Source organism: Rhodanobacter sp. OR87, from assembly GCF_000473345.1.
GTDB classification, from domain to species: domain Bacteria; phylum Pseudomonadota; class Gammaproteobacteria; order Xanthomonadales; family Rhodanobacteraceae; genus Rhodanobacter; species Rhodanobacter denitrificans.
This window is the reverse complement of record NZ_AXBJ01000004.1, coordinates 156,208-178,700: the sequence shown is the minus strand read 5'-3', so window position 1 is coordinate 178,700 and position 22,493 is coordinate 156,208. Positions and strand designations below refer to the sequence as shown.

Genomic DNA, 22,493 nt, shown 5'->3' with positions numbered 1-22,493 from the left:
GGCCGTGACGGCCGCGATGTCGCCAGTTGCATGAAATTAAATGTTGAATTAATTTATGTGCATGGCTACTTCGACCAAGCGCGCGAAAGCCGGGCGCCGCGCCGGGCGTCCCAGCGGCGACGACCTGGACCTGCGCGCGCGCCTGCTGGATGTCGCGATCGCGCAGTTCGCCCGGGCGGGAATAGGCGCGACGTCGTTGCGCGCGATCGCCGGCGAGGCGGAGGTCACGCCCGCGATGCTGCATTACTACTTCGGCGACAAGCCACGGCTGGTCCAGGCGCTGGTCGAGGAGCGCCTGTTGCCGGCACTGGCGCCGTTGCGCGTGCAACTGGAACGGGCCGGCGACGATCCGCGGGTATTGATCGAAGCTTTCGTGCGCGGCATCGGCGAAGTGGTGGCGCGACATCCATGGCTGCCGCCGCTATGGGTGCGCGAGGTGCTGTGCGACGGCGGTGCGCTGCGCGAGGTGCTGTTCACCCAGGCGGTGCCGGGCTTGCCGCAGTTGCTGGCGCAACGCTTCGCGGCGGCGCAGGCGAATGGACGGCTGAATGCCAGCCTGGACCCGCGCCTGCTGGTCGTCTCGCTGGTCGGGCTGACCCTGTTCCCCGCCGCTGGCGCGCCGATCTGGCGGCGCATGTTCGGTGCCGAAGGGCTGGAGTCCGCGGCGATGTCGCAACACACGCTCGCGCTGCTGGGTCATGGCGTGGGCACCCGCAAATCCGGAGAAGCCGCATGAACGTCGCACGCACGATTCACCGCCTGCCAGCGGTCTTCCTGCTGGCCGTGGCGGCGCTGGCCGGCTGCAGCAAGCCGCCGCCGCAGGCGCTGGGCACGCTGGAGTTCGACCGCATCACCCTGCCGGCGCCGGCCGCCGAGCGCGTCGTGGCGATCGACGTGCGCGAGGGCGAACAGGTGACGTCCGGCCAGCCGCTGCTGCAGCTCGACCCCGCGCACACCCGCGCCGAGCTGGCCGCGGCGCAGGCGCAGGTGCAGCAGCAGCGCGAATGGCTGGCCGAGCTCGAAACCGGCCCGCGCCGCGAGGACATCGACCGGGCGCGGGCGAACCTGGCTGCCGCGCAGGCACAGGCGCGCGAGGCGCGGGCCTATTACGCGCGACTGGTGCCGCTCGGGGGCAACGGTTACGCGGCCGCCGCCGACCTCGACCGTGCCCGCGCCGCGGCAGGCAATGCCGATGGCCAGGTCGCGGCGGCGCAGGCCGCACTCGACGAACTGCGTCACGGCACCCGTCCGGAGCAGATCGCGCAGGCGCGGGCCGCGGTGGCGGCGGCGCAGGCGCAGGCCGGTGCGCAGCAGGTGCTGCTGGGCAAGCTGGCCATCGTGGCGCCACGTGCCGGGCGCATCGACAGCCTGCCGTACAAGCTCGGCGACCAGGCGCCGGTCGGCGCGCCGCTGGCGATCCTGCTGGCGGGCGACGCGCCCTACGCGCGCATCTACGTGCCGGTGCAGCAACGCGCCGGCGTGCACGTCGGCGACCCGATCGAGGTCTTCGTGGCCGGTCGCGCGCAGCCGTATGCCGGCAAGCTGCGGATGATCCGCAGCGAACCGGACTTCACCCCGTACTACGCGCTGATCGGCGACGACGCGGCGCGGCTGAGCTATCTCGCCGAGGTCGCGCTGGGCGCGGATGCGGCCGAGCTTCCTGCCGGCCTGCCGGTACGCGTCGAATTTCGCCGGACCGCGAAATGAGCGCCGATGCCGACGGCGTGGCGATCCGCGCGCGCGGCCTGACCCGGCGCTTCGGCAAGCTGGTGGCGGTCGATCATGTCGATCTCGAAGTGCCGGCCAGACGCGTCTACGGCTTCCTCGGCCCGAACGGCTCGGGCAAGTCGACCACGATCCGCATGCTGTGCGGCCTGTTGACGCCGAGCGAGGGCGAGATCGAGGTGCTCGGCCTGCGCGTCCCGGCGCAGGCCGACGCGCTGCGTCCGCACATCGGCTACATGACGCAGAATTTCTCGCTGTTCGAGGACCTCGGCGTGCGCGAGAACCTGGAGTTCCTGGCCGCGATCCAGGGCGTGCCGAAGGCGAAGACGAGGCGCCGCATCGACGAGCTGATCGGGCAATACCACTTCGGCGATCGGCAGAAACAGCTGGCCGGCACCCTGAGTGGCGGCCAGAAGCAGCGCCTCGCGCTGGCCGGCGCGGTGATCCACGAGCCGGAATTGCTGTTACTGGACGAGCCGACCAGCGCGGTCGATCCGGAATCGCGCCGCGATTTCTGGGAGAAGCTTTTTGAACTGGCCGACATCGGCACCACCCTGCTGGTCTCGACCCACCTGATGGACGAGGCCGAGCGTTGTCACCGGCTGGCGATCCTCGATCGGGGCGTGCTGGTTGCCGACGGCACGCCGCATGAGCTGACCGCGCAACTGGAGGGACGCACCTTCCTCGTCGAGACGGGCAACCCGCGCGCCGCCCAGCGCGCGCTGGCCGATGTGCCGGGCGTGCTCGGCGTGGCCCAGGTCGGCAATACCTTGCGCGTGCTGACCGGCGCCGATGGCGCGACGCCGGACATGGACAAGGCGTTGGCTGCGGCCGGGCAGGAAGCCGGACTGGCGGCGGCACCGCCGAATCTCGAAGACGTGTTCGTCGCCGCCACGCACAGGGGCGACGGCGAGGAGTGCGCCGCATGAACTGGCGCCGGCTGTGGGCGATCGTGGTCAAGGAGCTGCGCCAGCTGCGCCGCGACCGCATCACGCTGGCGATGATCGTGGGCATTCCGGTGATCCAGCTGGTGCTGTTCGGCTATGCGATCAACACCAATCTGCGCGGGCTCGACGCCGGCATCGTCGACCAGGCCAACAGCGCCGGTTCGCGCGCACTGGTGCTGGACATGCTGGCCACCGGCGTGGTGGCGCCGGTAGCCAGGGCGGATACGCCGCAGGAGTTGATGGCGATGATCCGGCGCGGCCGGATCAGCATCGGCATCGTGCTGCCGGCGGATTTCGAGCGCCGCCGCAGCGACGGACGCGCCGTGGCACAGATCCTGGTCGACGGCAGCGACACGGCAGTGCAGGGCGCCGCCGCGCAATTGATGCAGGTGCCGATCGACAGCGCCGTGCCCGACACGCGCGCACCGCTGACCAGCACGCCGGCCGACGGGCGGATCAGCGTGGTCGGCTTCTACAATCCGCAGCGGCGCTCCGCGGTCAACATCGTGCCTGGCCTGATCGGCGTGATCCTGACCATGACGATGGTGCTGTTCACCGCCATCGCGGTCGTGCGCGAACGCGAGCGCGGCAACATGGAGCTGCTGATCGCCACGCCGCTGACCAGCGCCGAGCTGATGGTCGGCAAGGTGCTGCCGTATGTTGCGATCGGCCTGGTGCAGACCAGCGTGATCCTGGCGCTCGGCACGTGGCTGTTCGAGGTGCCGATCCGCGGCAGCGTGCTCGATGTCTACCTGGCTTCCGGCCTGCTGATCCTGGCCAACCTCGCGCTCGGCCTGCTGATCTCCACCCGCGCGCAGTCGCAGTTCCAGGCCATGCAGATGACCTTCTTCGTGTTCCTGCCGTCGATCCTGCTGTCGGGTTTCATGTTCCCGTTTGCCGGCATGCCGAAGCTGGTGCAGTGGCTGGCCGAGGTGTTGCCGTTGACCCATTTCCTGCGCCTGATCCGCGGCGTGATGCTGCGCGGCGCGGGGCTGGGGGAAATGTGGGGCGACGTACTGGCGCTGGCGGCGTTCGTCCTGGTGATGATGGCGCTGGCGATCCGGCGCTTCCGCAAACGGCTGGATTGAGCCGGCATGCCGCGTGCGGCCACCCGGTCACAGCGTGCGGTGCATCACGTAGAAGTCGGTGGGGCCGAGTCGTGCGTGGCGGAACGCGCCGGGCACGGTGCCCACGATGCGGAAGCCGTGGCGCTGCCACAGGCGAACCGCGATGGTGTTGCTGGCCACCACGCAGTTGAACTGCATCGCGGTGAAGCCGGTCTGGCGCGCCTGTTCCAGCGAGTGCTCGCACATGGCCGAGGCAATGCCCTGGCCGCGCGCCTCGGGCGCCACCATGTAGCTGCCGTTGGCCACGTGATCACCGAGGCCGATCTGGTTCGGCGCCAGCCGGTAGCAACCCAACACTTCGCCGTCGCGTTCGCAGACGAAACATCGCGACGGCGACGTGGTCCACATCGCGCACGCCTGATCCATGCCCAGATCAGGTGGGTACATGTACGTATCGCCGCCGGCGAGGACCGTTCGGAACAGCGGCCACACCCGCGCGAACTCGTCCGCACCGATCTCCCGCAGCACCAGCCCAGCCCTCATGAAGCGAGCGCGGCCGGTTCGTCGGCCAGCTTTACGCGTCCACGCAGCGAGTTGCTCATCGCATCGGTGATCACCACGTCGACGAACTGGCCGATCAGGCGCGGGTGGCCGGCGAAGTTCACGTAGCGCATGTTCTCGGTGCGGCCGCTGAGTTCGTCCGGATTGCGCGTGCTGGGCTTTTCCACCAGCACGCGCTGCACGGAACCGACCATCGCCCCGTTGATCTTCCTCGCGTTCGCGTTGATCGCGGCCTGCAGGCGCGCGAGGCGTTCGTGCTTCACCGCCATCGGGGTGTCGTCGGCGAGCTTGGCCGCCGGTGTGCCGGGGCGCGAGGAGAAGATGAAGGTGAAGCTCTGGTCGAAGCCGACGTCGTCGACCAGCTTCATGGTCTTGGCGAAATCCTCGTCGGTCTCGCCGGGGAAGCCCACGATGATGTCGGTGGACACGCAGATGTCCGGCCGCACCGCGCGCAGCTTGCGGATCTTCTGCTTGAACTCCAGCGCGGTGTAGCCGCGCTTCATCGCGCCGAGGATGCGGTCGGAGCCGGCCTGCACCGGCAGGTGCAGGTAGTTCGCCAGTTGCGGCACGTTGGCGTAGGCCTCGATCAGCGAGTCGGAGAACTCCAGCGGATGCGAGGTGGTGAAGCGGATGCGGCCGATGCCGTCGATCTGCGCGATCGCGTGGATCAGCACGGCGAGGTCGGCGATGCCGCCGTCGTGGGTCGGGCCGCGGTACGCGTTGACGTTCTGGCCGAGCAGGTTCACCTCGCGCACGCCCTGTGCGGCGAGCTTGGCCACTTCCACCAGCACGTCGTCGAAGGGACGGCTGATTTCCTCGCCGCGGGTGTACGGCACCACGCAGTAGCTGCAGTATTTCGAGCAGCCTTCCATGATCGAGACGAAGGCGGTCGGGCCTTCCGCGCGCGGCTCGGGCAGGCAGTCGAACTTCTCGATCTCGGGGAAGCTGATGTCGACCTGCGGCAAGCCGCTGGCGCGCTGCGCCTCGATCAGCTGGGGCAGGCGATGCAGGGTTTGCGGCCCGAACACCAGGTCCACATAGGGCGCGCGCTTGACGATCGCCGCGCCTTCCTGCGAGGCCACGCAGCCACCGACGCCGATCAGTACCGGCTTGCCGTCCTGCTTGTGCTGCTTCCAGCGGCCGAGCTGGCTGAAGACCTTTTCCTGCGCCTTCTCGCGGATCGAGCAGGTGTTGATCAGGATCACGTCCGCCTCGGACTCGTCCTGGGTCAGCTCCAGGCCGTGCGAGGCCTTCAGTACGTCGGCCATCTTGGCCGAGTCGTACTCGTTCATCTGGCAGCCGTGGGTCTTGATGAAAAGTTTGCCGCTCATGGGCGTGGGGTACCGTGGTGCGTGAGGCCGGACTGGCCATCCGATCGACCGCGCAGTTTACCCCCGCGCGGACGCACCTGCCAGATCAAGCACTTGCGGGCTTTGCAGGGCGGCTGCCACCCGCCGTTTCCAGGCGGCAGGGCCGCGAGGGCGTGCCTGCCCGGCAAAGGTCATGGAATGAGACGTGCGCACTTGGCGTTGGCGGGTGCATGGCGGCACACTGCGCCCCATGTTCGGCGTCGCAAGCCAAGGGGGAAGCGCCGATCGGCCTGCCGGGGGCTTCCCAACACGTTCGATCCTTTGCGGGATCGCGTTCGGCTGCGCGCTGTTGTGGTGGCCGACAGCACGGGCGGGCACGTTGTACCAGTGCGCCGGCGCCAGCGGCGAGGCGGTGTACAGCTCCAGCAAGGTCGGCTACCACGGCTGCAAGGCGATCGGCGGCTATGCCGCCCCCGCGCCTCGGCGCCGCGCGGCGCCGCCGCGGGCCGCGCTGAACCGGGTGGCCGGCACGGTGCAGACCACGGCCAACCCGTTGCAGGCGCAAGCAGCGGGGGTGGCTTCGCTGGCCGGCGTGCGCGGCGCGGTGGTCGAGACCCGTGCCCGCCGCCTAGACGCCCAGCCGCAGGAGCGGGCTTCACTGGCCGCGGTCCGGGGCTCGGTGGTGACCGGTGGCGTGCCGCTTCCTCCGGCAACGGAAACGCCCACTGCGGCGCAGCCGGCATGGGATGCCCGGAAAGCCGAGGCATCGGCGAACGGGCCCATCGGGCGCACCTATTACTATAAGGTGGTGCACGCCGACGGCAGCATGTATCTGGGCGACCACTCGCCGCCGCTGCAGAAAGACGACGTGCTGACCAAGACCTTCGTCGAGTACATCAGGACCTGCGCCGCCTGCGACCTGCACTCGCCGATCCACTGGAATTCGACACGGCTGAACCTGATCGCCTACGCCGACACCATCCGTGCCGCCAGCATCGAGTACGGCGTCGACGAGGCGTTCCTGCGCGCGATCATCCACGCGGAGAGCGCGTTCAATCCGCGCGCGCTGTCGCTCAAGGGCGCACAAGGACTGATGCAGCTGATGCCGGGCACGGCCAGCGACATGGGTGTGCTGGACGCGTTCGACTCCGACCAGAACATCCGCGGCGGCGCGCGCTACCTGGGCCTGCTGCTGCGCGACTTCGACGGCAACGAGCGGCTGGCCGCGGCCGCCTACAACGCCGGCCCCGGTGCAGTGCAGCGCTACAAGGGCGTGCCGCCGTACGCCGAAACCCAGGTCTACGTGGAACGGGTGGACACCTTGCGCCGGCGCTACGGCGCGGCGATCCATCCGCCGCTGGCGTTGCGCGGGCCGGGCTGAGCCGTCGGCTGTCAGCCGTCCGGCATGCTGCCGGCGCTCATGGCGGGGCGCTGGACAAGAGTGACGTCGAGGTGGAACGGAGTGCCGTTGCGCAGCCCGGAGACGGTCACCGTGCTGCCCGGCTTGAGCGCCGCCTCGCGCCGGCGCAGGTCGGCCGGGTCGAGGATGTCGTCGGCACCGATGCGCAACAGGATGTCGCGCGGGCGAATGCCCGCCAGCGCGGCCGGGCCGCCCGGGTAGACCATGGTCACCAGCGCACCGCGTGCTGCCCCCGGCAGACCGCCGTTGGCGGCCACCGGCACGAACGCATAGTCGGCCCCGAGCCAGCCGCGCACCACGTGGCCGGTGGCGATGATCTGGTCCAGCACCTTCTTGGCCGTGGTCACCGGGATCGCGAAGCCGATACCTTCGGCACCGGCGGCCTTGCCGATCAGCAAGGTGTTGATCCCGACCAGTTCGCCTTCGGCGTTGACCAGCGCCCCGCCGGAATTGCCCAGGTTGATGGCCGCGTCGGTCTGGATGAAATCCTCGGCGCTGGAGCTGTTCAACTGGCGGCCGATCGCGCTGACGATGCCCATGGTGACGGTCTGGTTGAGGCCGAGCGGGTTGCCGATCGCCAGCACCACGTCGCCGGGCCGCAGCGGCTGCTCGGCGATGTGGATCACCGGCAGGTTGCTGGCGTCGATCTTCAGCACCGCCAGGTCCGATTCCTCGTCCGCGCCGACCAGGCTGGCCTTGGCGATGCGCCCGTCGTACAGCAACACCTGGATGTCGGCGGCGTGCGCGATCACGTGGTTGTTGGTCAGCACGTAGCCCTGGCCCTGGGCGCTGACGATGACGCCGGAACCGAGGGTCTGCTCGCGGTGCTGGAAGGTGGTGGGCTGGCCGCCGAACAATTGCTGCAGCACCGGGTTGTCGTACATCCGCACGGCCTGCTCGGTGACGATCCGGTTGGCGTAGATGTTGACCACCGAGGGCGCCGCGGCCGCCACGGCGTCGGCGTAGGAGACCGGCCCGCTGCCTGGATGGGGCGACCTGGCCGCGGGCGCGGTCGGCGCTGCCGCACCCAGCCCGAAGCGTTCGCGCAGGTGCTCGCCACTGCCTGGCCAGAACAGGCCGACCACGAAGGCCATCGCGAGGCCGAGGATGGCAAAGCGCGCGATGAAGAGGAGCGTGCCGGCGGCATGTTTCATGTCGAAAGGAGAGGTCCCGGCAGTCGTGGCGAGTGTTGCGGCGTCTGGACTTCGCCGCGATGCGCTTTATTGTACGGGGCGGGGCCTGACGCTACACTAACGCGATTTTTGCGGGGCCCAAACCCCACCTGGCATGACATCGCAAGTACCGGAGAGCCTGATGGCGAACGAAGTCGTCGATCATGGCCGCCGCCGCTTCCTGACAGCAACCACCGCGGTGGTTGGTGGTATCGGAATCGTGTCGGCGGCTGTGCCCTTCATCAAGTCGTGGGAACCCAGCGCGCGCGCCAAGGCCGCTGGCGCTCCGGTCACCCAGTCGCTGGCCAAGATCGAGGCGGGGCAGATGCTGACCGTGTCATGGCGCAGCCTGCCGGTGTTCGTGCTCAACCGCACCAAGGCACAGCTGGCCACGTTGCCGCAGGTCGATTCGCGCCTGGTGGACCCCAAGTCCGACGGCGCCTCCGCCGACCAGCAGCCGAAGTACGCACAGAACGAGGGGCGCTCGATCAAGCCGGAATGGCTGGTGGTGATCGGCATCTGCACGCACCTGGGCTGCGTGCCCGACTTCGTGCCGGAGATCAAGCCCGAGCCGTTCGATCCGGAATGGAAGGGCGGCTTCTACTGCCCCTGCCACAAGTCGCGCTACGACCTGGCCGGTCGCGTCTACGCCGGCGTGCCGGCGCCGAAGAACCTGCCGGTGCCGCCGTACCATTTCATCGACGACAGCACCATCCAGATTGGCGTGGATCCGAAGGAGGCTGGCTAATGGCCAACGTATTCACGAGCATCGGTGACTGGGTCAACGAGCGCGCACCGGGCATGATGCCGATGTACCGCGCGCACATGACCGAGTACTACGCGCCGAAGAACTTCAACCTCTGGTACTACTTCGGTTCGCTGGCGCTGCTGGTGCTGGTAAACCAGATCGTCACCGGCATCTTCCTCACCATGAACTACAACCCGAGCGCGGCAGGAGCCTTCGCCTCGGTCGAGTACATCATGCGTGACGTGGAGTGGGGCTGGCTGATCCGCTACATGCATTCCACCGGCGCCTCGCTGTTCTTCGTGGTGGTGTTCCTGCACATGTTCCGCGGCATCATGTACGGCTCGTACAAGAAGCCGCGCGAGCTGGTGTGGCTGCTCGGCATGCTGATCTTCCTGGTGCTGATGGCCGAAGCGTTCATGGGCTACGTGCTGCCGTGGGGCAACATGTCGTTCTGGGGCGCCAAGGTGATCATCTCGCTGTTCGGCACCATCCCCTACATCGGCAATTCGCTGGTGGAATGGATCATGGGCGACTTCCTGCCGGCCGATGCCACCCTGAACCGCTTCTTCGCGCTGCACGTGATCGCGCTGCCGATCGTGTTGCTGCTGCTGGTGGTGCTGCACATCGCCGCGCTGCACGAGGTGGGTTCGAACAACCCGGACGGCGTGGAGATCAAGAAGGGTCCCAAGGGCAACCGCTGGGATGCGCTGAAGCCGGCCGACGGCATTCCGTTCCATCCGTACTACACGGTGAAGGACCTGGTCGGCGTGGGCTTCTTCCTGCTGATCGCCGCGTTCATCATCTTCTTCGCGCCGACCTTCGGCGGCTGGTTCCTGGAGCACGACAACTTCATCCCGGCGAACAACCTGGCGACGCCGTCGCACATCAAGCCGGTTTGGTACTTCACCCCGTTCTACGCGATCGTGCGCATGATCCCGTCGTTCCTCGGCTCGGCCGTGTGGGGCGTGCTGGCGATGTTCGGCGCCATCGCGGTGCTGTTCGCGCTGCCCTGGTTCGATCGCGGCAAGGTGAAGTCGATCCGCTACCGCGGGACCGGCTTCAAGGTGGCGCTGGGGCTGTTCGTGCTGTCTTTCATTGCGCTGGGTGCGGTCGGCGCGGGCATCACGGCCGAGGTGATCCCGAGCTGGTTCGGCGACGTCGACGTGACGTTCTGGGAGAACCTGTTCGGTCGCGTGATGACGGCGGTCTATTTCGGGTTCTTCGCATTTCTTTGGGCCTACACATATTTCGGCTGGGAAAAGACCAAGCCGGTTCCGGAACGGGTGACGACGCATGACTAAGCGGCAGCTGCTAATGAAGCGGTACATCTTCCCGGTGGCGTTGGCGCTCGCTCTGGTCGTCGGCAGCGTGTCGGTGCAGGCAGCGGAAGGCGGCCTGCCGCATGCCGGCACCAATGTGCAGGACCAGGCTTCGCTGCAGCGCGGCGCCAAGCTGTTCTTCAACTACTGTATCGGCTGCCATTCGCTGAAGTACATGCGTTACGAGCGGATCGCCGGCGACCTCGGGCTGACCGAGCAGGACGTGATGCAGAACCTCAACTTCACCGGCGCCAAGTTCGGTGAGACCGTGGTTTCGCACATGCCCGAAGCGTCGGCGGCCAAGTGGCTCGGCAAGGCTCCGCCGGACCTCTCGCTGGAAGTGCGCGCGAAGGGAGCCGACTGGGTCTACGCCTACCTCAACTCGTTCTACCTGGACCCGAGCCGCCCGGTGGGCTGGAACAACACGGTGTTCCCGAACGCGTCGATGCCGTTCCCGCTGTGGGAACTGCAGGGCCTGCAGAGCGCGGTGATGACCGAGGCGAAGCCGGGCGAGGACGCCAGGGTGGAGAAGCTGGTGCTGTCTCAGCCGGGCAAGCTGACTCCGGCGCAGTTCCAGCAGGCCAGCCGTGACCTGACGACCTTCCTGGAATACGCTTCCGAGCCAGCCGCCCTGCAGCGCCATCATTACGGCGTTTGGGTGCTGCTGTTCCTGGCGTTCTTTACCTTCCTGGCCGCCCTGCTGAAGAAGGAATACTGGAAGGACGTCCACTGAGCAGCCTGGATGGCATTATCCGACTGCGGCGGCCACGAGCCGCCGCAGTCGTCTCACCGATGGGGAATTGCGCATGGTCCCAAGCGCCCGCTCACGCAGCGTACTGACGCTCTACACCACCGCCGACGACGTGCAATGTCATCGCGCCAGGCTGGTGCTGGCCGCCAAGGGGGTCAGCTACGAACGGGTACTGGTCGATCCGGCCCGACCGCCGGAAGACCTGGTCGACCTGAATCCGTATGCCAGCACGCCGACCCTGGTCGACCGCGACTTGACCCTGTTCGACACCTCGGTGGTCTGCGAATACCTCGACGAGCGCTATCCGCACCCGCCGCTGATGCCGATCGATCCGCAGTCGCGCGCGCGGCTGCGGGTGGCCGCGGTGCGCATCGAGAAGGACTGGCTGACCGAGGTCGACATCATCCGCGCCGGCGGCCGGCCCGCGGACGCGGCGCGCAAGCGCCTGCGCGGGCACCTGCTGTCCTCGGTGCCGCTGTTCAAGGCCGCGAAGTTCTTCCTCAATCCGGAAATGAGCCTGGCCGACTGCCTGGTGGCGCCGGTGATCTGGCGGCTGCCGTGGCTGGGCGTGGAGCTGGGGCGCGAGGGCAAGCCGGTGATCGATTACGGCGAGCGTTTGTTCCACAGTCAGGGTTTTGCGCGCAGCATGACCGACCAGGAAAAGGCGATGCGGCAGATCCATGAGCAAGAATGAAGCGGCACCGATGAGCTCCAACCGCCCGTACCTGCTGCGGGCGATCTACGACTGGATCAGCGACAACAACCTGACTCCGTACGTGCTGGTCGACGCCGGTGTGGCCGGCGTGCGGGTGCCGCCGCAAGTGATCAAGAACGGCCAGGTGGTGCTCAACCTGGCGATGCGTGCGGTGGCGAATCTCGACCTCGGCAACGAGTGGATCAGCTTCCAGGCGCGCTTTTCCGGGGTCAGCCAGGCGATCCAGATCCCGGTGCAGGCGGTGCTGGCGCTGTACGCGCAGGAGAACGGCCAGGGCATGATGTTTCCGGCCGAGGAAGAGGGCGGCGACCCGCCGCCGCCGTCGGCCCCCGAGCCCGACGACACCGCGCCGGCGTCGGGTGCCGACAACGCCGGCGGCGACAAGCCGAAACGCAGCACGCCGCACCTTCGCGTGGTCAAGTAGAAACGGGCTGCCGCGCTCAACCCGTGCGGCGGGCTCCGCTCCTACTCAGTTCGGCCGGTTGCGCGGGCGCAGCGGCACCACATTGCCGGACGCTACCGCCGTGTTCCGTACCGCGGCTTCCTCATGCGGCAGCAGTTCGATGGTGGGCAGACTCAGGCTGCTGAGCGCGTCGCCGATCATCCACAGCCGGCCCGACTCGCGGTCGTGGCCGTCGATGCTCACCTCGAAACCGTAGCAACGCTCGAGCATGCGCAGGCCGTTGATCCGGCGCAGGCGCACGGCACGCAGGCCGACAGTCTCGTCGAGCAGTTGCACGCCGTGCTGCTGGCATTGCTGGCGTGCTTCGCGCACGGCGCGTTCACGCGCCGCGCTGAGCTTCAGCCACAGTCCCACGACGGCGGCAAGCGCCAGCAGCAGCAACAGGTTGGAAAGGTCGCTCATCCCCGCAGTGTGTGGGCGCCGGTGGGCGGGCGCAAGCGCGGGTTCAGTCCAGTTGCAGGCGCAGTGACAGGTCGATGGCGTGCACGTGCTTGGTCAGCGCACCGACCGAGATGAAGTCGACGCCGGTACGCGCGTAGTCGCCGATCGTGCCGAGGTCGATGTTGCCCGAGGCTTCCAGCGGCACGCGGCCGGCGGTGTACCGCACCGCCTCGCGCATCTGCGCCGGCTCGAAGTTGTCCAGCATGATCCGGTCCACGCCGGCTTGCAGCGCCTGCTCCAGCTCGTCGAGGTTTTCCACTTCGACTTCGAGCAGCAGCTCCGGATGCAGCCGGCGCGCCGCCTGCACCGCGGCAACGATGCTGCCGGCGGCGATGATGTGGTTCTCCTTGACCAGGACCGCGTCGTACAGGCCCATGCGCTGGTTGTGGCCGCCGCCGCAGCGCACCGCGTATTTCTGCGCCAGGCGCAGGCCGGGGATGGTCTTGCGAGTGTCCAGCACGCGCACCGCGGTGCCGGCGGTGGCAGCGACATAGCCGGCGGTCACCGTGGCGGTGGCGGACAGCAGTTGCAGGAAATTCAGCGCCGAGCGCTCGGCGGTGACCAGCGAGCGGGCATGCCCTGACAGGCGGCAGATCACCGTGCCGGGGGCGACCCGGTCGCCGTCGCGGACCCGCCAGTCGATCTGCACAGCCGGGTCGAGCCGGCGAAAGCAGGCATCGAACCACGGCGTACCGGCGATCACCGCCGCATCGCGGCAGGTCAGTTCGGCGTGGGCCCTGGCGTCGGGCGGCAGCAGCCCTGCGGTGGCGTCGCCCGGGCCGAGATCCTCGGCAAAGGCGCGTTCGACGTCGGCGGCGATCTGCGCGGCGTCGGGCGGCGCGAACGACGAAGCCCCGCTCATTCGGTGGCCGTGTCCGCCGGTGGCGTGGTGCCGGGCTGGCTCAGCTTGTCGACGATCGCGGTCATCGCGCGGTCGAACAGCGCGTTGGCGGCGAGCATGCGGGCGTGGCCATCGGTGATCAGCACGGTCAATTCCTGCGGCGAATAGTCGGCCACCTTCAGGCCGCGCCGGTTGACGAACAGGTAGCGGCCGCTCATCGGGCTGATCCACGACAGCTTGGCCCGGGTCATCGGCTCGTCGGGCAGGCAAAACTCCAGCCAGGTGCCTGGTTGCAGCGACTGCACCTGGTGCCATTCCGGACTGTCCAGCGGTGCCTCGACGAGGTCCTCTTCGACGCTGTCCGGCGGCGTGGTGTCCTGGTCGATGACCGGCTGGATGCTGTCGGGGATTGCCAGCATCGCGGCGTCCTCACCGACGACGACCGCTTCGGTGGCTTCCGGCGTCTCGCCGAGCTGCTGGCGGTAATAGGTGTGCAACTGGCCGAGCAGACGCTCGATATCCTGTTCCTGGAACGCCACGTTGGCCAGGCCCTGGCGCAGCGCGCGCTCGATCCCGGGCAACATCTGCCGCAACGCCTGCCGGCTTTCCAGGGTGGTTGCCGGCTTGGTGCTGGCGATGAAGTCGTCGACGAAGCGCAGCGCGCTCTTGAACTCGGGCGAACCCTCGCCCTGGCGCAGCAAGGTCAGCACCAGGTGGTTGGCCCATGCGCGGGCCAGCACGCCGTGCACCAGTGGCGGCAGCTTGTGCTCGCCGATGCGGTCGAGGATCTCGCGGGCGGCGCGGCGGCGCGCCTGCTCGAGTTTCTCGCGGCCGCGGGTGGACTCGGCCACGCGCTGCTCGGCCAGCTCGGAGCGGCGCTTGTTGAGGTCCTGGAACTGCTGAAGGTCGACCAGCAGGCGCTCGAAGATGCCCATGTCGTCGTCGAAGTCGTGCAGCAGCTGATCGACGGTCGACTTCACCTTGTCGTGCAGGCGGCGGTCGCGGTCGGACTCCTCCGACCAGCTTTTGGCCTGCTCGGCCAGGCAATCCAGCAGCCGGCGTGCCGGGTGCTGGCGATGCGCGAACAGCTTGCGGTCGAGGATCGCCGCCTTGAGGTACGGAATCTGCAGCCGCGCCAGCATCACCTGCATCGTGGCCGGCAGGTTGCGGTCCTCCAGGATGAATTCGAACAGCATGCCGACCAGGTCGATGGTGTCTTCATCGATGGTGGCGACGTTGCTGGGCTTCTCGCCGCGCAGCGCGCCAAGCTGGGTCAGCAGCTGGCCTTTCAGCTGGAGCACTTCGCGACTCAGTGCGGCGGCGTCGTCCGGTTGCGCGTACGGCAGCGGTCCGGCGCTGGCGATCTGGCTTTGCAGCACGCTCAGCGCGCCCAGCAATTCGTTCGCCGACGGCAGCGGGCCGCTCGGTATCGCGTGCATGCCGCCGGCGGCAGGACCGCGGCGCGCGCTGAACAGCGCATGCAGGGTCTGCAGCAGGTCGCTGGGGATCTCGCCGGTCGCCTCGTCGGTCGCGTCGGCCGCCGCCGGGCCGGCTCCTTTCGCGTCGCCGCGCAGCACCTCGTGGCGCAGCTGTGGCAGCACGCCGGCCCGCACCAGTTCGGTGTTGATTTCCTGGTAGAGCTCTTCCAGCGACGACAGCACGTAGCGGTCGAACAGCTTGTAGATGATCAGCTTGACCCGCATGTCGGCGCTGAGCTCGTGCAGCGCCTGACGGAATGCCTGGGCCAGGATCGCCGGCGCCACCGGGTTGCTGGAATCCTCGATCTTGCGGCCGCCGCAGATCACTGACAAACGCTGGTTGACCGTGAACAGGTCGCGCGCGAGGCGCGCGTCGTTCTTGCTGATCATGCTGGTGATGGCCAGCGATTCTTCCAGCTCGTTGTCCGCCACCAGCGTCAGCTCGGGCGTGCCGAACGGCGAGGCCGGGTTGCCCGACAGCTGCGGGTGGGGCAGTTCGCCGATGTGGCGGCTGATTGCGCCCAGGAAGCTGCGCTCCACCGCCGGACGGCGCTTGCGCACTTCGCGCATGCCGTCGAAGTAATGCATCTGGGCGGCATTGTTCTCGGCTTTCTCGGCCAGGTCGAACAGGGCGTCGTCGACGTGCTCGAAGGCATTGCCGACCCATTGCTGCAACCGCTTGCCGGCGATGCTGCGCACGGAGCCGAGCAACTCGCCGACGCGCTCGCTGGCCGGATCCAGGCGCTGATTCAGATGGATGACGCGGGACGGATCACTGGCTTCGTTCATCGCCAACCCCCTGGAACATTGCAGTGCGCGATCCAACCCGGGAGGGAGCCGCGCAAGTGTCGACGATAAGGCAAAGCAGGTACCCGTGTCATGCGCCGGGCGCTTTCAGCCGCCAGGCGCTTTCAGCCGGCGGGGAAGCCGGTCAGCTGGGTGGTACCGATGCCTTCCTCGGGCAGCATCACCGGAATGCCGTCCTCGACCCGGTAGATCACCTTGTGGTCGGTGGTGATCAGGCCTTCGCCGACCCGCTCGTGCACGGCGGCGCCGGCCACGGTGTCGACCTTGCCGGCGCCGATGGCGTCGTTCAGCGCGTCGAGTTCGCGCTTGCCCAGCGGACGCAGTGGCATTTTGCTGACCGGGCAGCACAGGATGTCGAGCAGACGCTTGTCCATGCTTGGGTGTGCGGGGTGGGGAAAGCCCGTACAATAGCCGCTTTTGGACGGCCCGGCCATGACAGGAACAAGCAGAGCGCCGCGCATCGGCGTGGTGATGGGCTCGCGTTCGGACTGGGAAACCATGCAGCACGCGGCCAACGTGCTGACCGAGCTGGGCGTGCCGCACGAGGTGCAGGTGGTTTCCGCCCACCGCACGCCGGACCTGCTGTTCAGCTACGCCGAACAGGCGCCGGCGCGCGGGATCCAGGTGATCATCGCCGGCGCCGGCGGTGCCGCCCATCTGCCCGGCATGCTGGCGGCCAAGACGCGCCTACCGGTGTTCGGCGTGCCGGTGCAGTCGAAGGCGCTGAACGGGATGGATTCGCTGCTGTCGATCGTGCAGATGCCGGCCGGCATCCCGGTCGGCACCCTGGCGATCGGCCGCGCCGGCGCCGTGAACGCCGGCCTGCTGGCCGCCGCGGTGCTGGCGCTGCATGACCCGGCGCTGGCCACGGCGCTGGACCACTGGCGCACACGCCAGACCCGGGCCGTGCTGGAACAGCCGGATCCGCGTCAATGAGCGGGCGACGTCAACCCGTGCTGGGCGTACTCGGCGGCGGCCAGCTGGCGCGCATGCTGGCGCTGGCGGCAGCGCCGCTGGGCGTGAAGACACTGGCGGTGGACAGCGTGGCCGACGCCTGTGCGGGACAGGTCGCGCCGCTGCTGGTAGCCGACTGGACCGACTATGCCGCGCTGGAGGCGTTCGCCGCCCGGGTCGACGTGGTCACCTTCGATTTCGAGAACGTGCCGGCCGAGACGGCGCAGCGGCTGGCCGAACGGGTGGCGGTGTTTCCGAACCCGCGCGCGCTGGCGGTGGCGCAGGACCGGCTGGCCGAGAAGACCCTGTTCCGCGAGTGTGGGCTGCCCACTCCGGATTTCATGACGGTGGACACGCGCGCGCAACTGGACCAGGCGCTGGCGACGGTCGGCGCACCGGCGATCCTGAAGACGCGCCGGCTCGGTTACGACGGCAAGGGCCAGTTCCGTCTGCATGACCTGGCGGATGCGGACCCGGCGTGGGCCGCGCTCGGCGCGCAGGCGGCGAAGCATGGCCTGATCCTGGAGGCGTTCGTGCCGTTCGAACGCGAACTGTCGGTGCTCGCCGTGCGCGGGCGCGATGGCGATTTCCGCACCTGGCCGCTGACCCGCAACTGGCATGTCGACGGCGTGCTGTCGATGAGCCTGGCACCGGCGCCGGATATCGAGCTGCTGCAGCCGCGCGCCACCGAGCTGGCCCGCACGCTGGCCGAGCGGCTGGACTACGTCGGCGTGTTCGCGCTGGAGCTGTTCGTCAGGAACGGCGAACTGCTGGGCAACGAGATGGCGCCGCGGGTGCACAATTCCGGCCACTGGACCATCGAGGGCGCCCACACCAGCCAGTTCGAGAATCACGTGCGCGCGGTGCTCGGCTTGCCGCTGGGCGACACCGGCGCACGCAGCCCGTCGGCGATGTTCAACTGGATCGGCGAGCTGCCTGACGCCACGGCGGTATTGCAGGGCGTCGATGCGCACTGGCACGACTATGGCAAGCAGGCCCGGCCAGGCCGCAAGGTGGGCCATGCCACGGTGTGCGCACCCGATGCCGGACTGTTGGCCACACGGCTGGGTGGTATGGCCGTGGCACTCGGGCGCGAGGCGCAGGTGGCGCCGGTGTTGTCCGTGCTCGCTTGAACCGCCGGGCATGGGCACAAAAAAACGGAGCCGCCAGGGCTCCGTTTTTTTGTTTGCGATGGGGGAGTCAGGCCAGGTTGCCGGCTGCGAATTCCCAGTTCACCAGGTTCCAGAACGCCTCGACGTACTTCGGGCGGGCGTTGCGGTAGTCGATGTAGTAGGCGTGTTCCCACACGTCAGTGGTGAACAGCGGCTTGTCGCTGCCGGTGATCGGGGTGGCCGCGTTCGAGGTGTTGACGATGCCGAGCGAGCCGTCCGGGCGCTGCACCAGCCAGGTCCAGCCCGAGCCGAAGTTGCCGGCGGCGGATTTGCTGAACTCCTCCTTGAACTTGTCGAACGAGCCGAACGCCTTGGTGATCGCGTCGGCCAGCTTGCCGCTCGGTGCGCCGCCGCCCCGGCCTTGGGGAGCGCTGGGGCTCATCGAGTTCCAGTAGAACGTGTGGTTCCAGATCTGCGCGGCGTTGTTGAACACGCCGCCGGACGACTTCCGGATGATTTCCTCGAGCGGCGCGTTGGCGAACTCGGTGCCCTCGATCAGCTTGTTGAGGTTGGTCACGTAGGCCTGGTGGTGCTTGCCGTAGTGGTACTCCAGCGTTTCGGCGGAAATGTGCGGTTCCAGTGCGTTCTTTTCGTACGGCAGCGGAGGAAGTTCGATCGCCATGATGAGGCTCCTTGACGGTGGCGGGGGAGAAAAGGCCGGCGCAGCGGACGGCAGCCGACGGGTGACTGATACAATACCGGTCTGCCTGCATTGTAAAGATGAATCACCGAGCTATGGACATCAACGAGCAAATCAAGGCGATGCTGGCCGCGCATCCCATCGTGCTTTTCATGAAGGGCACGCCCGAATTTCCGATGTGCGGCTTTTCCAGTCGCGCGGCCAGGGCGTTGACCGAGGCCGGCGCCGTGTTCCATGCGGTCAACGTGCTGGCCGATCCGCAGATCCGCGCGGCGCTGCCGCACTTCTCCAACTGGCCGACCTTTCCACAGCTGTTCATCCAGGGCGAACTGATCGGCGGCTGCGACATCGTCGAGGATCTGAAGTCCTCCGGCGAATTGTCGCGCATGGCCAGCGACGTGGCCGGGGTGGCGCCTTGACGACGCTGCCGGTTTCCCGATTGCCGGTCGGCTGGCAGCCGCCCCCCGAGACCCTGGCCGGTCGCGTGGTGCTGGTCACTGGCGCCTACGGCGGGCTCGGCGGCGCGGTGGCGCGAGCTGTGTCGCGAGCGGGCGCCACGGTGGTGATCACCGGCAAGCGCAAACGTCAGCTGGAACAGCTGTACGACGCGATGCTGGCCGAAGGCCTGGCCGAGCCGGTGATCCATCCGCTGGACATGGAAGTGGCCACGCCGCGCGAATACGCTGCGCTGGCCGAGGGGCTGGAGCGCGACTTCGGCCGGCTCGACGGCATCGTGCACGCGGCGGTCAGTTTCGGCGGGTTGACCCCGATCAGCATGCACAAGCCGGATGCCTGGCTGCGCGCGATGCACGTCAACGTCAACGCGCCGTTCGCGCTGACCCAGGCCTGCCTGCCGCTGCTGACCCAGGCCGCCGACAGCGCGGTGGTGTTTGTGCTGGATGATCCCGCGCTGCTGCAGCGCGCGCACTGGGGCGGCTACGGCGTATCGAAGGCGGCGCTGGAACGGTTCGTGGCGATCCTGCACGAGGAGACCGATAACGGCCCGCTGCGCACCCATGCACTGCTGCCCGCGCCGATGCGCACGGCGCTGCGGCAGCTGGCTTATTTCGGCGAAGATATCCTGCAGCGACCGCTGCCGGATGCGGCTGCTGCCGCCGCGGTCTATCTGCTCAGCGCGCAGGGCGCGGCGGCGCGTGGGGCCATACTGGATTTGCGGGTCGACTGAACGGTTGCCCGGCGGCGCCGGCGTGGCGTCCGCCCAACGAAAATGGAGTCGAGATGGAATCGCAGATGACCACACTGTCGGCGGGCATCCTGCTGTTCCTGATCATGGATCCGCTGGGCAACATCCCGCTGTTCCTGAGCCTGCTGAAGGACGTGCCGCCGAAGCGGCGGCGTCGCGTCATGGTGCGCGAGCTGCTGATCGCGCTGGGTGTGCTGCTGGCGTTCCTGTTCGGCGGCCAGTATTTCTTGCGGCTGCTGCAGCTGAAGCAGGAGTCGATCAGCATCGCCGGCGGCATCGTGCTGTTCCTGATCGGCATCCGCATGGTGTTTCCGCCGGCCGACGGCAGCGGCATCTTCGGCAAGGCCGGCGGCGGCGAGCCGTTCATCGTGCCGATGGCGATCCCCGGCGTGGCCGGCCCCTCGGCGATGGCGGCGTTGCTGCTGCTGACCAATACCCAGCCCGGTCGTACCGCCGACTGGACCATCGCGCTGCTGCTGGCGTGGCTGGCCAGTTCGCTGATCCTGCTCAGCGCCACCTATCTGTTCCGCTGGCTGGGCGAGAGCGTGCTGACCGCGCTGGAACGCGTGATGGGCATGCTGCTGATCGCCTTGTCGGTGCAGATGTTCATGGCCGGCGTGGCGTCGTTCCTGCACATGAACGTTTGAAACGGTGATCTTGCCCCTGTTGTCGCAGGACCCGGTTCGCATGTTCGTGCGGCTGTCATAATCGGCCGCCAGGATGGGGGGAATCCGAGGAGGCAGACATGCTGAGCATCGAACAGTCCCTTGTCGATCGACTGCCGTGGTTGGCGCAGTACCCCCGCCTGCGGCGCCCGATGGCCGGCATGCTCGGGCGCCTGGCCGACGAAGACGGCTTCAACCGCGTGCTGGACCGGGTCGGCGCCGCCGAAGGCTTCGACTTCGTCGATCGCGTGCTGGACGTGCTCGGTACCAGCCATCACGTCAACCCCGGCGATCTGGAGAACATTCCCGTCGACGGCCCGCTGCTGGTGGTGGCCAACCATCCGCTGGGCATGCAGGACGCACTGGCGCTGCTGCAGCTGATCGGCTCGGTCCGCCGCGACGCGCGCATCCTCGGCAACGACTGGCTGGCGACGGTGCCGCAGCTGGGCCAGTTGCTGCTGCCGGTGGACGTGTTCGGCAAGGGCGCCGCCTCGCGCCTGCGCGGCATCTATCGGGCGCTGGAGAATGGCGAGGCGCTGATCGTGTTTCCCGCTGGCGAAGTGTCGCGCGTGCGCCCCGGTGGCGTGCGCGACGGCCGCTGGTCGGACGGCTTCGCGCGGCTGTCCTTGCGCAGCAAGACGCCGGTACTGCCGGTGCACGTCTCGGCTCGCAACTCGGCCATGTTCTACGGCCTGTCGATGCTGGCCAAGCCGCTGAGCACGGCGATGCTGCCGCGCGAGGCAGTGGCGCCCGGCAAGCGGCGGATCGGTTTCAGCATCGGCGCCCTGGTCGGTGCCGAGGAGCTGGCGCAACGCAGCGGCAGCTCGCCGAAGCAGGCCGCCAAGCTGATGCGCCGGCATGTCTACCGGGTCGGCCAGCATCGCGGCCTGGTGTTCGGCGGCCAGGCGCCGCTGGCCTTGCCCGAGCCGGCCGCGGAGGTCGCGGCGGGGCTGGCGCGCTGCGAAAAACTGGCCGACCTGGGCGACGGCAAGCAGGCCTGGCTGTTCATGGGCACGCCCGACAGCGCGGTGATGCGCGAGATCGGCCGCCTGCGCGAACTGACGTTCCGCAAGGTCGGCGAGGGCACCGGCGCCCGGCGCGACCTGGACGCCTACGACCCGCATTACGAACACCTGGTGCTGTGGGATCCGCAGGCGCTGCGTATCGTCGGCGCCTATCGCTTCGGCCACGGCGGCCGGCTGATCGCCGAACGCGGCATGGCCGGCCTGTACACCTCCAGCCTGTTCGACTATTCGCCGGCGCTGGAGTCGCGGCTGGCGCAGGGACTGGAGCTGGGGCGCAGCTTCATTGCGCCGGCCTACTGGCGTTCGCGCGCACTGGACCAGTTGTGGCAGGGCATCGGCCTGTACCTGCAGCGGCACCCGGAACTGCGCTACCTGTTCGGTCCGGTGAGCATGTCGATGAGCCTGCCGCGCGAGGCGCGCGAATGGATCGCCGCGGCGCACCAGCATTATTTCGGTGTGCCGGGACTGGCCGCCGCGCGCCAGCCCTTCGTGGTCTCGCCCGAGGTGGTGCAGGGCGTGCGTGAGGCGCTGGATGGGCTGGACGCCATTGCCGGGCTGGGCAAGCTGAAACACCATCTGGACGCGCTGGGCGTCAGCATGCCGGTGCTGTATCGCCAGTATGTGGATCTGGTCGAGCCCGCCGGCGTGCAATTCCTCGACTTCGGCGAGGATCCGGGTTTTTCCGGCTGCGTGGATGGCCTGGTGATGCTCGACCTGGTCAACCTGAAGCCGGCGAAACGTGCGCGATATCTCAGCAAGCGGGAGTGATCCGGTATAGGCAGGGCAGGCCGGTGTGGCGCGGCAGGGACGCGATGGAGATGACGGGTCGAATCTATCCCATTGATCCGTAACGGTTCGCTACGCGGCTTGGGGGAAATTCGATGATGGCCGTCGACGTGTAGTTGTTACAAAAATGTCATACAATATCGTTAAAGTTGCTTAACAATCGCCGTAGGCGGAAAAGTTCGGCGAGCGAAGCTTATTTGCGGCTCCATGCTCCGTGGAGTGGCGGCGATACCACAACCGGGGTCACGCATTGCGTCCGGTCACGCCTGGCAGCTGATGGGC

General features: G+C 68.1%; 24 protein-coding genes. 16 read left to right on the top strand and 8 right to left on the bottom strand.

The features are described 5' to 3' along the window. Positions 1–61 precede the first annotated feature (61 nt). From RHOOR87_RS0105455 to RHOOR87_RS0105440, 4 genes are read left to right on the top strand one after another with little or no spacing between them, the layout of a single operon-like run. Positions 62–736: a TetR/AcrR family transcriptional regulator gene (locus tag RHOOR87_RS0105455; RefSeq protein WP_043292012.1), complete on the top strand. Its 675-nt coding sequence runs from the start codon at positions 62–64 to the stop codon at positions 734–736. Next, positions 733–1,707 (top strand): HlyD family secretion protein, encoded by a 975-nt coding sequence (locus tag RHOOR87_RS0105450; RefSeq protein ID WP_007507442.1) that lies wholly within the window; start codon positions 733–735, stop codon positions 1,705–1,707. Before RHOOR87_RS0105455 ends, RHOOR87_RS0105450 begins: the two co-directional genes overlap by 4 nt. Continuing rightward, on the top strand, positions 1,704–2,654 hold the full coding sequence (locus RHOOR87_RS0105445) for an ABC transporter ATP-binding protein (RefSeq protein WP_007507444.1): 951 nt from the start codon (positions 1,704–1,706) through the stop codon (positions 2,652–2,654). The genes RHOOR87_RS0105450 and RHOOR87_RS0105445 overlap by 4 nt, the downstream gene beginning before the upstream one ends. Continuing rightward, positions 2,651–3,760: an ABC transporter permease gene (locus RHOOR87_RS0105440; RefSeq protein WP_007507447.1), complete on the top strand. Its 1,110-nt coding sequence runs from the start codon at positions 2,651–2,653 to the stop codon at positions 3,758–3,760. The genes RHOOR87_RS0105445 and RHOOR87_RS0105440 overlap by 4 nt, the downstream gene beginning before the upstream one ends. Before the next feature lie 27 nt (positions 3,761–3,787). Here the strand turns inward: RHOOR87_RS0105440 and RHOOR87_RS0105435 are convergent, their stop codons facing one another. Together RHOOR87_RS0105435 and miaB are read right to left on the bottom strand one after the other, a co-directional pair. After that, positions 3,788–4,282: a GNAT family N-acetyltransferase gene (locus RHOOR87_RS0105435; protein ID WP_007507449.1), complete on the bottom strand. Its 495-nt coding sequence runs from the start codon at positions 4,280–4,282 to the stop codon at positions 3,788–3,790. Further along, complete coding sequence (gene miaB / locus RHOOR87_RS0105430) at positions 4,279–5,631, bottom strand: tRNA (N6-isopentenyl adenosine(37)-C2)-methylthiotransferase MiaB (protein WP_007507451.1); 1,353 nt, start codon at positions 5,629–5,631, stop codon at positions 4,279–4,281. The genes RHOOR87_RS0105435 and miaB overlap by 4 nt, the downstream gene beginning before the upstream one ends. Positions 5,632–5,989: 358 nt before the next feature. Here miaB and RHOOR87_RS0105425 point away from each other — a divergent pair, with 358 nt between their 5' ends. Continuing rightward, positions 5,990–6,991 (top strand): lytic transglycosylase domain-containing protein, encoded by a 1,002-nt coding sequence (locus tag RHOOR87_RS0105425; protein ID WP_007507453.1) that lies wholly within the window; start codon positions 5,990–5,992, stop codon positions 6,989–6,991. A gap of 11 nt (positions 6,992–7,002) precedes the next feature. Here the strand turns inward: RHOOR87_RS0105425 and RHOOR87_RS0105420 are convergent, their stop codons facing one another. Further along, positions 7,003–8,184, bottom strand: coding sequence for a trypsin-like peptidase domain-containing protein (locus RHOOR87_RS0105420; protein WP_007507457.1), 1,182 nt, complete (start codon positions 8,182–8,184; stop codon positions 7,003–7,005). A 160-nt stretch (positions 8,185–8,344) separates the two neighbouring features. Here RHOOR87_RS0105420 and petA point away from each other — a divergent pair, with 160 nt between their 5' ends. The 5 genes from petA (at position 8,345) to RHOOR87_RS0105395 (ending at position 12,159) form a co-directional block, all read left to right on the top strand. Continuing rightward, complete coding sequence (gene petA / locus RHOOR87_RS0105415) at positions 8,345–8,950, top strand: ubiquinol-cytochrome c reductase iron-sulfur subunit (protein WP_007507459.1); 606 nt, start codon at positions 8,345–8,347, stop codon at positions 8,948–8,950. Then, positions 8,950–10,251 (top strand): cytochrome bc complex cytochrome b subunit, encoded by a 1,302-nt coding sequence (locus RHOOR87_RS0105410; RefSeq protein ID WP_007507462.1) that lies wholly within the window; start codon positions 8,950–8,952, stop codon positions 10,249–10,251. The genes petA and RHOOR87_RS0105410 overlap by 1 nt, the downstream gene beginning before the upstream one ends. Before the next feature lie 13 nt (positions 10,252–10,264). Further along, positions 10,265–11,002, top strand: coding sequence for a cytochrome c1 (locus tag RHOOR87_RS0105405; protein ID WP_007507464.1), 738 nt, complete (start codon positions 10,265–10,267; stop codon positions 11,000–11,002). A 73-nt stretch (positions 11,003–11,075) separates the two neighbouring features. Continuing rightward, positions 11,076–11,714, top strand: coding sequence for a glutathione S-transferase N-terminal domain-containing protein (locus tag RHOOR87_RS0105400; protein WP_007507466.1), 639 nt, complete (start codon positions 11,076–11,078; stop codon positions 11,712–11,714). Next, positions 11,701–12,159, top strand: a complete 459-nt coding sequence (locus RHOOR87_RS0105395) for a ClpXP protease specificity-enhancing factor (RefSeq protein WP_027484445.1) — start codon at positions 11,701–11,703, stop codon at positions 12,157–12,159. Before RHOOR87_RS0105400 ends, RHOOR87_RS0105395 begins: the two co-directional genes overlap by 14 nt. A gap of 45 nt (positions 12,160–12,204) precedes the next feature. Here RHOOR87_RS0105395 and RHOOR87_RS0105390 read toward each other — a convergent pair whose 3' ends face one another. The 4 genes from RHOOR87_RS0105390 to RHOOR87_RS0105375 form a co-directional block, all read right to left on the bottom strand. Next, positions 12,205–12,600 carry a DUF3301 domain-containing protein gene (locus RHOOR87_RS0105390; RefSeq protein ID WP_007507471.1) on the bottom strand — a complete coding sequence of 132 codons (396 nt, stop codon included), beginning with the start codon at positions 12,598–12,600 and terminating at the stop codon, positions 12,205–12,207. A gap of 43 nt (positions 12,601–12,643) precedes the next feature. Continuing rightward, positions 12,644–13,501 (bottom strand): carboxylating nicotinate-nucleotide diphosphorylase, encoded by an 858-nt coding sequence (gene nadC / locus RHOOR87_RS0105385; RefSeq protein WP_015448462.1) that lies wholly within the window; start codon positions 13,499–13,501, stop codon positions 12,644–12,646. Then, positions 13,498–15,747: a DUF1631 domain-containing protein gene (locus RHOOR87_RS0105380; RefSeq protein ID WP_007507475.1), complete on the bottom strand. Its 2,250-nt coding sequence runs from the start codon at positions 15,745–15,747 to the stop codon at positions 13,498–13,500. The genes nadC and RHOOR87_RS0105380 overlap by 4 nt, the downstream gene beginning before the upstream one ends. Positions 15,748–15,869: 122 nt before the next feature. Next, positions 15,870–16,139 (bottom strand): Trm112 family protein, encoded by a 270-nt coding sequence (locus RHOOR87_RS0105375; protein ID WP_007507478.1) that lies wholly within the window; start codon positions 16,137–16,139, stop codon positions 15,870–15,872. A gap of 58 nt (positions 16,140–16,197) precedes the next feature. Here RHOOR87_RS0105375 and purE point away from each other — a divergent pair, with 58 nt between their 5' ends. Next, a complete protein-coding gene (gene purE / locus RHOOR87_RS0105370; RefSeq protein WP_007507480.1) occupies positions 16,198–16,701 on the top strand; it encodes a 5-(carboxyamino)imidazole ribonucleotide mutase in 504 nt (167 codons plus the stop codon). Then, a complete protein-coding gene (locus tag RHOOR87_RS0105365) occupies positions 16,698–17,852 on the top strand; it encodes a 5-(carboxyamino)imidazole ribonucleotide synthase (RefSeq protein ID WP_027484444.1) in 1,155 nt (384 codons plus the stop codon). The genes purE and RHOOR87_RS0105365 overlap by 4 nt, the downstream gene beginning before the upstream one ends. A 67-nt stretch (positions 17,853–17,919) precedes the next feature. Here RHOOR87_RS0105365 and RHOOR87_RS0105360 read toward each other — a convergent pair whose 3' ends face one another. Next, positions 17,920–18,513, bottom strand: a complete 594-nt coding sequence (locus RHOOR87_RS0105360; RefSeq protein ID WP_007507484.1) for a Fe-Mn family superoxide dismutase — start codon at positions 18,511–18,513, stop codon at positions 17,920–17,922. Between the two features lie 113 nt (positions 18,514–18,626). On the opposite strand from RHOOR87_RS0105360, the gene grxD reads away from it, so the two are divergent. The 4 genes from grxD to RHOOR87_RS0105340 all read left to right on the top strand — a co-directional run bounded on the left by grxD (position 18,627) and on the right by RHOOR87_RS0105340 (position 22,193). After that, positions 18,627–18,950 (top strand): Grx4 family monothiol glutaredoxin, encoded by a 324-nt coding sequence (grxD, locus tag RHOOR87_RS0105355; RefSeq protein WP_007507486.1) that lies wholly within the window; start codon positions 18,627–18,629, stop codon positions 18,948–18,950. Further along, positions 18,947–19,717, top strand: coding sequence for an SDR family NAD(P)-dependent oxidoreductase (locus RHOOR87_RS0105350; RefSeq protein ID WP_015448458.1), 771 nt, complete (start codon positions 18,947–18,949; stop codon positions 19,715–19,717). The genes grxD and RHOOR87_RS0105350 overlap by 4 nt, the downstream gene beginning before the upstream one ends. Before the next feature lie 65 nt (positions 19,718–19,782). Further along, the gene (locus RHOOR87_RS0105345; RefSeq protein WP_007507491.1) at positions 19,783–20,382 is read left to right on the top strand and encodes a YhgN family NAAT transporter; all 600 of its coding nucleotides are present in this window, start codon (positions 19,783–19,785) and stop codon (positions 20,380–20,382) included. Between the two features lie 98 nt (positions 20,383–20,480). Further along, positions 20,481–22,193, top strand: a complete 1,713-nt coding sequence (locus RHOOR87_RS0105340; protein ID WP_007507493.1) for a lysophospholipid acyltransferase family protein — start codon at positions 20,481–20,483, stop codon at positions 22,191–22,193. Positions 22,194–22,493: the final 300 nt, after the last annotated feature.

What these genes read in the sequence shown, in the direction of transcription:
- RHOOR87_RS0105455 (WP_043292012.1), top strand. Translation starts at nt 62, where the DNA reads ATGGCTACTTCGACCAAGCGCGCGAAAGCCGGGCGCCGCGCCGGGCGT.
- RHOOR87_RS0105450 (WP_007507442.1), top strand. Translation starts at nt 733, where the DNA reads ATGAACGTCGCACGCACGATTCACCGCCTGCCAGCGGTCTTCCTGCTG.
- RHOOR87_RS0105445 (WP_007507444.1), top strand. Translation starts at nt 1,704, where the DNA reads ATGAGCGCCGATGCCGACGGCGTGGCGATCCGCGCGCGCGGCCTGACC.
- RHOOR87_RS0105440 (WP_007507447.1), top strand. Translation starts at nt 2,651, where the DNA reads ATGAACTGGCGCCGGCTGTGGGCGATCGTGGTCAAGGAGCTGCGCCAG.
- RHOOR87_RS0105435 (WP_007507449.1), bottom strand. Translation starts at nt 4,282, where the DNA reads ATGAGGGCTGGGCTGGTGCTGCGGGAGATCGGTGCGGACGAGTTCGCG.
- miaB (WP_007507451.1), bottom strand. Translation starts at nt 5,631, where the DNA reads ATGAGCGGCAAACTTTTCATCAAGACCCACGGCTGCCAGATGAACGAG.
- RHOOR87_RS0105420 (WP_007507457.1), bottom strand. Translation starts at nt 8,184, where the DNA reads ATGAAACATGCCGCCGGCACGCTCCTCTTCATCGCGCGCTTTGCCATC.
- petA (WP_007507459.1), top strand. Translation starts at nt 8,345, where the DNA reads ATGGCGAACGAAGTCGTCGATCATGGCCGCCGCCGCTTCCTGACAGCA.
- RHOOR87_RS0105410 (WP_007507462.1), top strand. Translation starts at nt 8,950, where the DNA reads ATGGCCAACGTATTCACGAGCATCGGTGACTGGGTCAACGAGCGCGCA.
- RHOOR87_RS0105405 (WP_007507464.1), top strand. Translation starts at nt 10,265, where the DNA reads ATGAAGCGGTACATCTTCCCGGTGGCGTTGGCGCTCGCTCTGGTCGTC.
- RHOOR87_RS0105400 (WP_007507466.1), top strand. Translation starts at nt 11,076, where the DNA reads ATGGTCCCAAGCGCCCGCTCACGCAGCGTACTGACGCTCTACACCACC.
- RHOOR87_RS0105395 (WP_027484445.1), top strand. Translation starts at nt 11,701, where the DNA reads ATGAGCAAGAATGAAGCGGCACCGATGAGCTCCAACCGCCCGTACCTG.
- RHOOR87_RS0105390 (WP_007507471.1), bottom strand. Translation starts at nt 12,600, where the DNA reads ATGAGCGACCTTTCCAACCTGTTGCTGCTGCTGGCGCTTGCCGCCGTC.
- nadC (WP_015448462.1), bottom strand. Translation starts at nt 13,501, where the DNA reads ATGAGCGGGGCTTCGTCGTTCGCGCCGCCCGACGCCGCGCAGATCGCC.
- RHOOR87_RS0105380 (WP_007507475.1), bottom strand. Translation starts at nt 15,747, where the DNA reads ATGAACGAAGCCAGTGATCCGTCCCGCGTCATCCATCTGAATCAGCGC.
- RHOOR87_RS0105375 (WP_007507478.1), bottom strand. Translation starts at nt 16,139, where the DNA reads ATGGACAAGCGTCTGCTCGACATCCTGTGCTGCCCGGTCAGCAAAATG.
- purE (WP_007507480.1), top strand. Translation starts at nt 16,198, where the DNA reads ATGACAGGAACAAGCAGAGCGCCGCGCATCGGCGTGGTGATGGGCTCG.
- RHOOR87_RS0105365 (WP_027484444.1), top strand. Translation starts at nt 16,698, where the DNA reads ATGAGCGGGCGACGTCAACCCGTGCTGGGCGTACTCGGCGGCGGCCAG.
- RHOOR87_RS0105360 (WP_007507484.1), bottom strand. Translation starts at nt 18,513, where the DNA reads ATGGCGATCGAACTTCCTCCGCTGCCGTACGAAAAGAACGCACTGGAA.
- grxD (WP_007507486.1), top strand. Translation starts at nt 18,627, where the DNA reads ATGGACATCAACGAGCAAATCAAGGCGATGCTGGCCGCGCATCCCATC.
- RHOOR87_RS0105345 (WP_007507491.1), top strand. Translation starts at nt 19,783, where the DNA reads ATGACCACACTGTCGGCGGGCATCCTGCTGTTCCTGATCATGGATCCG.
- RHOOR87_RS0105340 (WP_007507493.1), top strand. Translation starts at nt 20,481, where the DNA reads ATGCTGAGCATCGAACAGTCCCTTGTCGATCGACTGCCGTGGTTGGCG.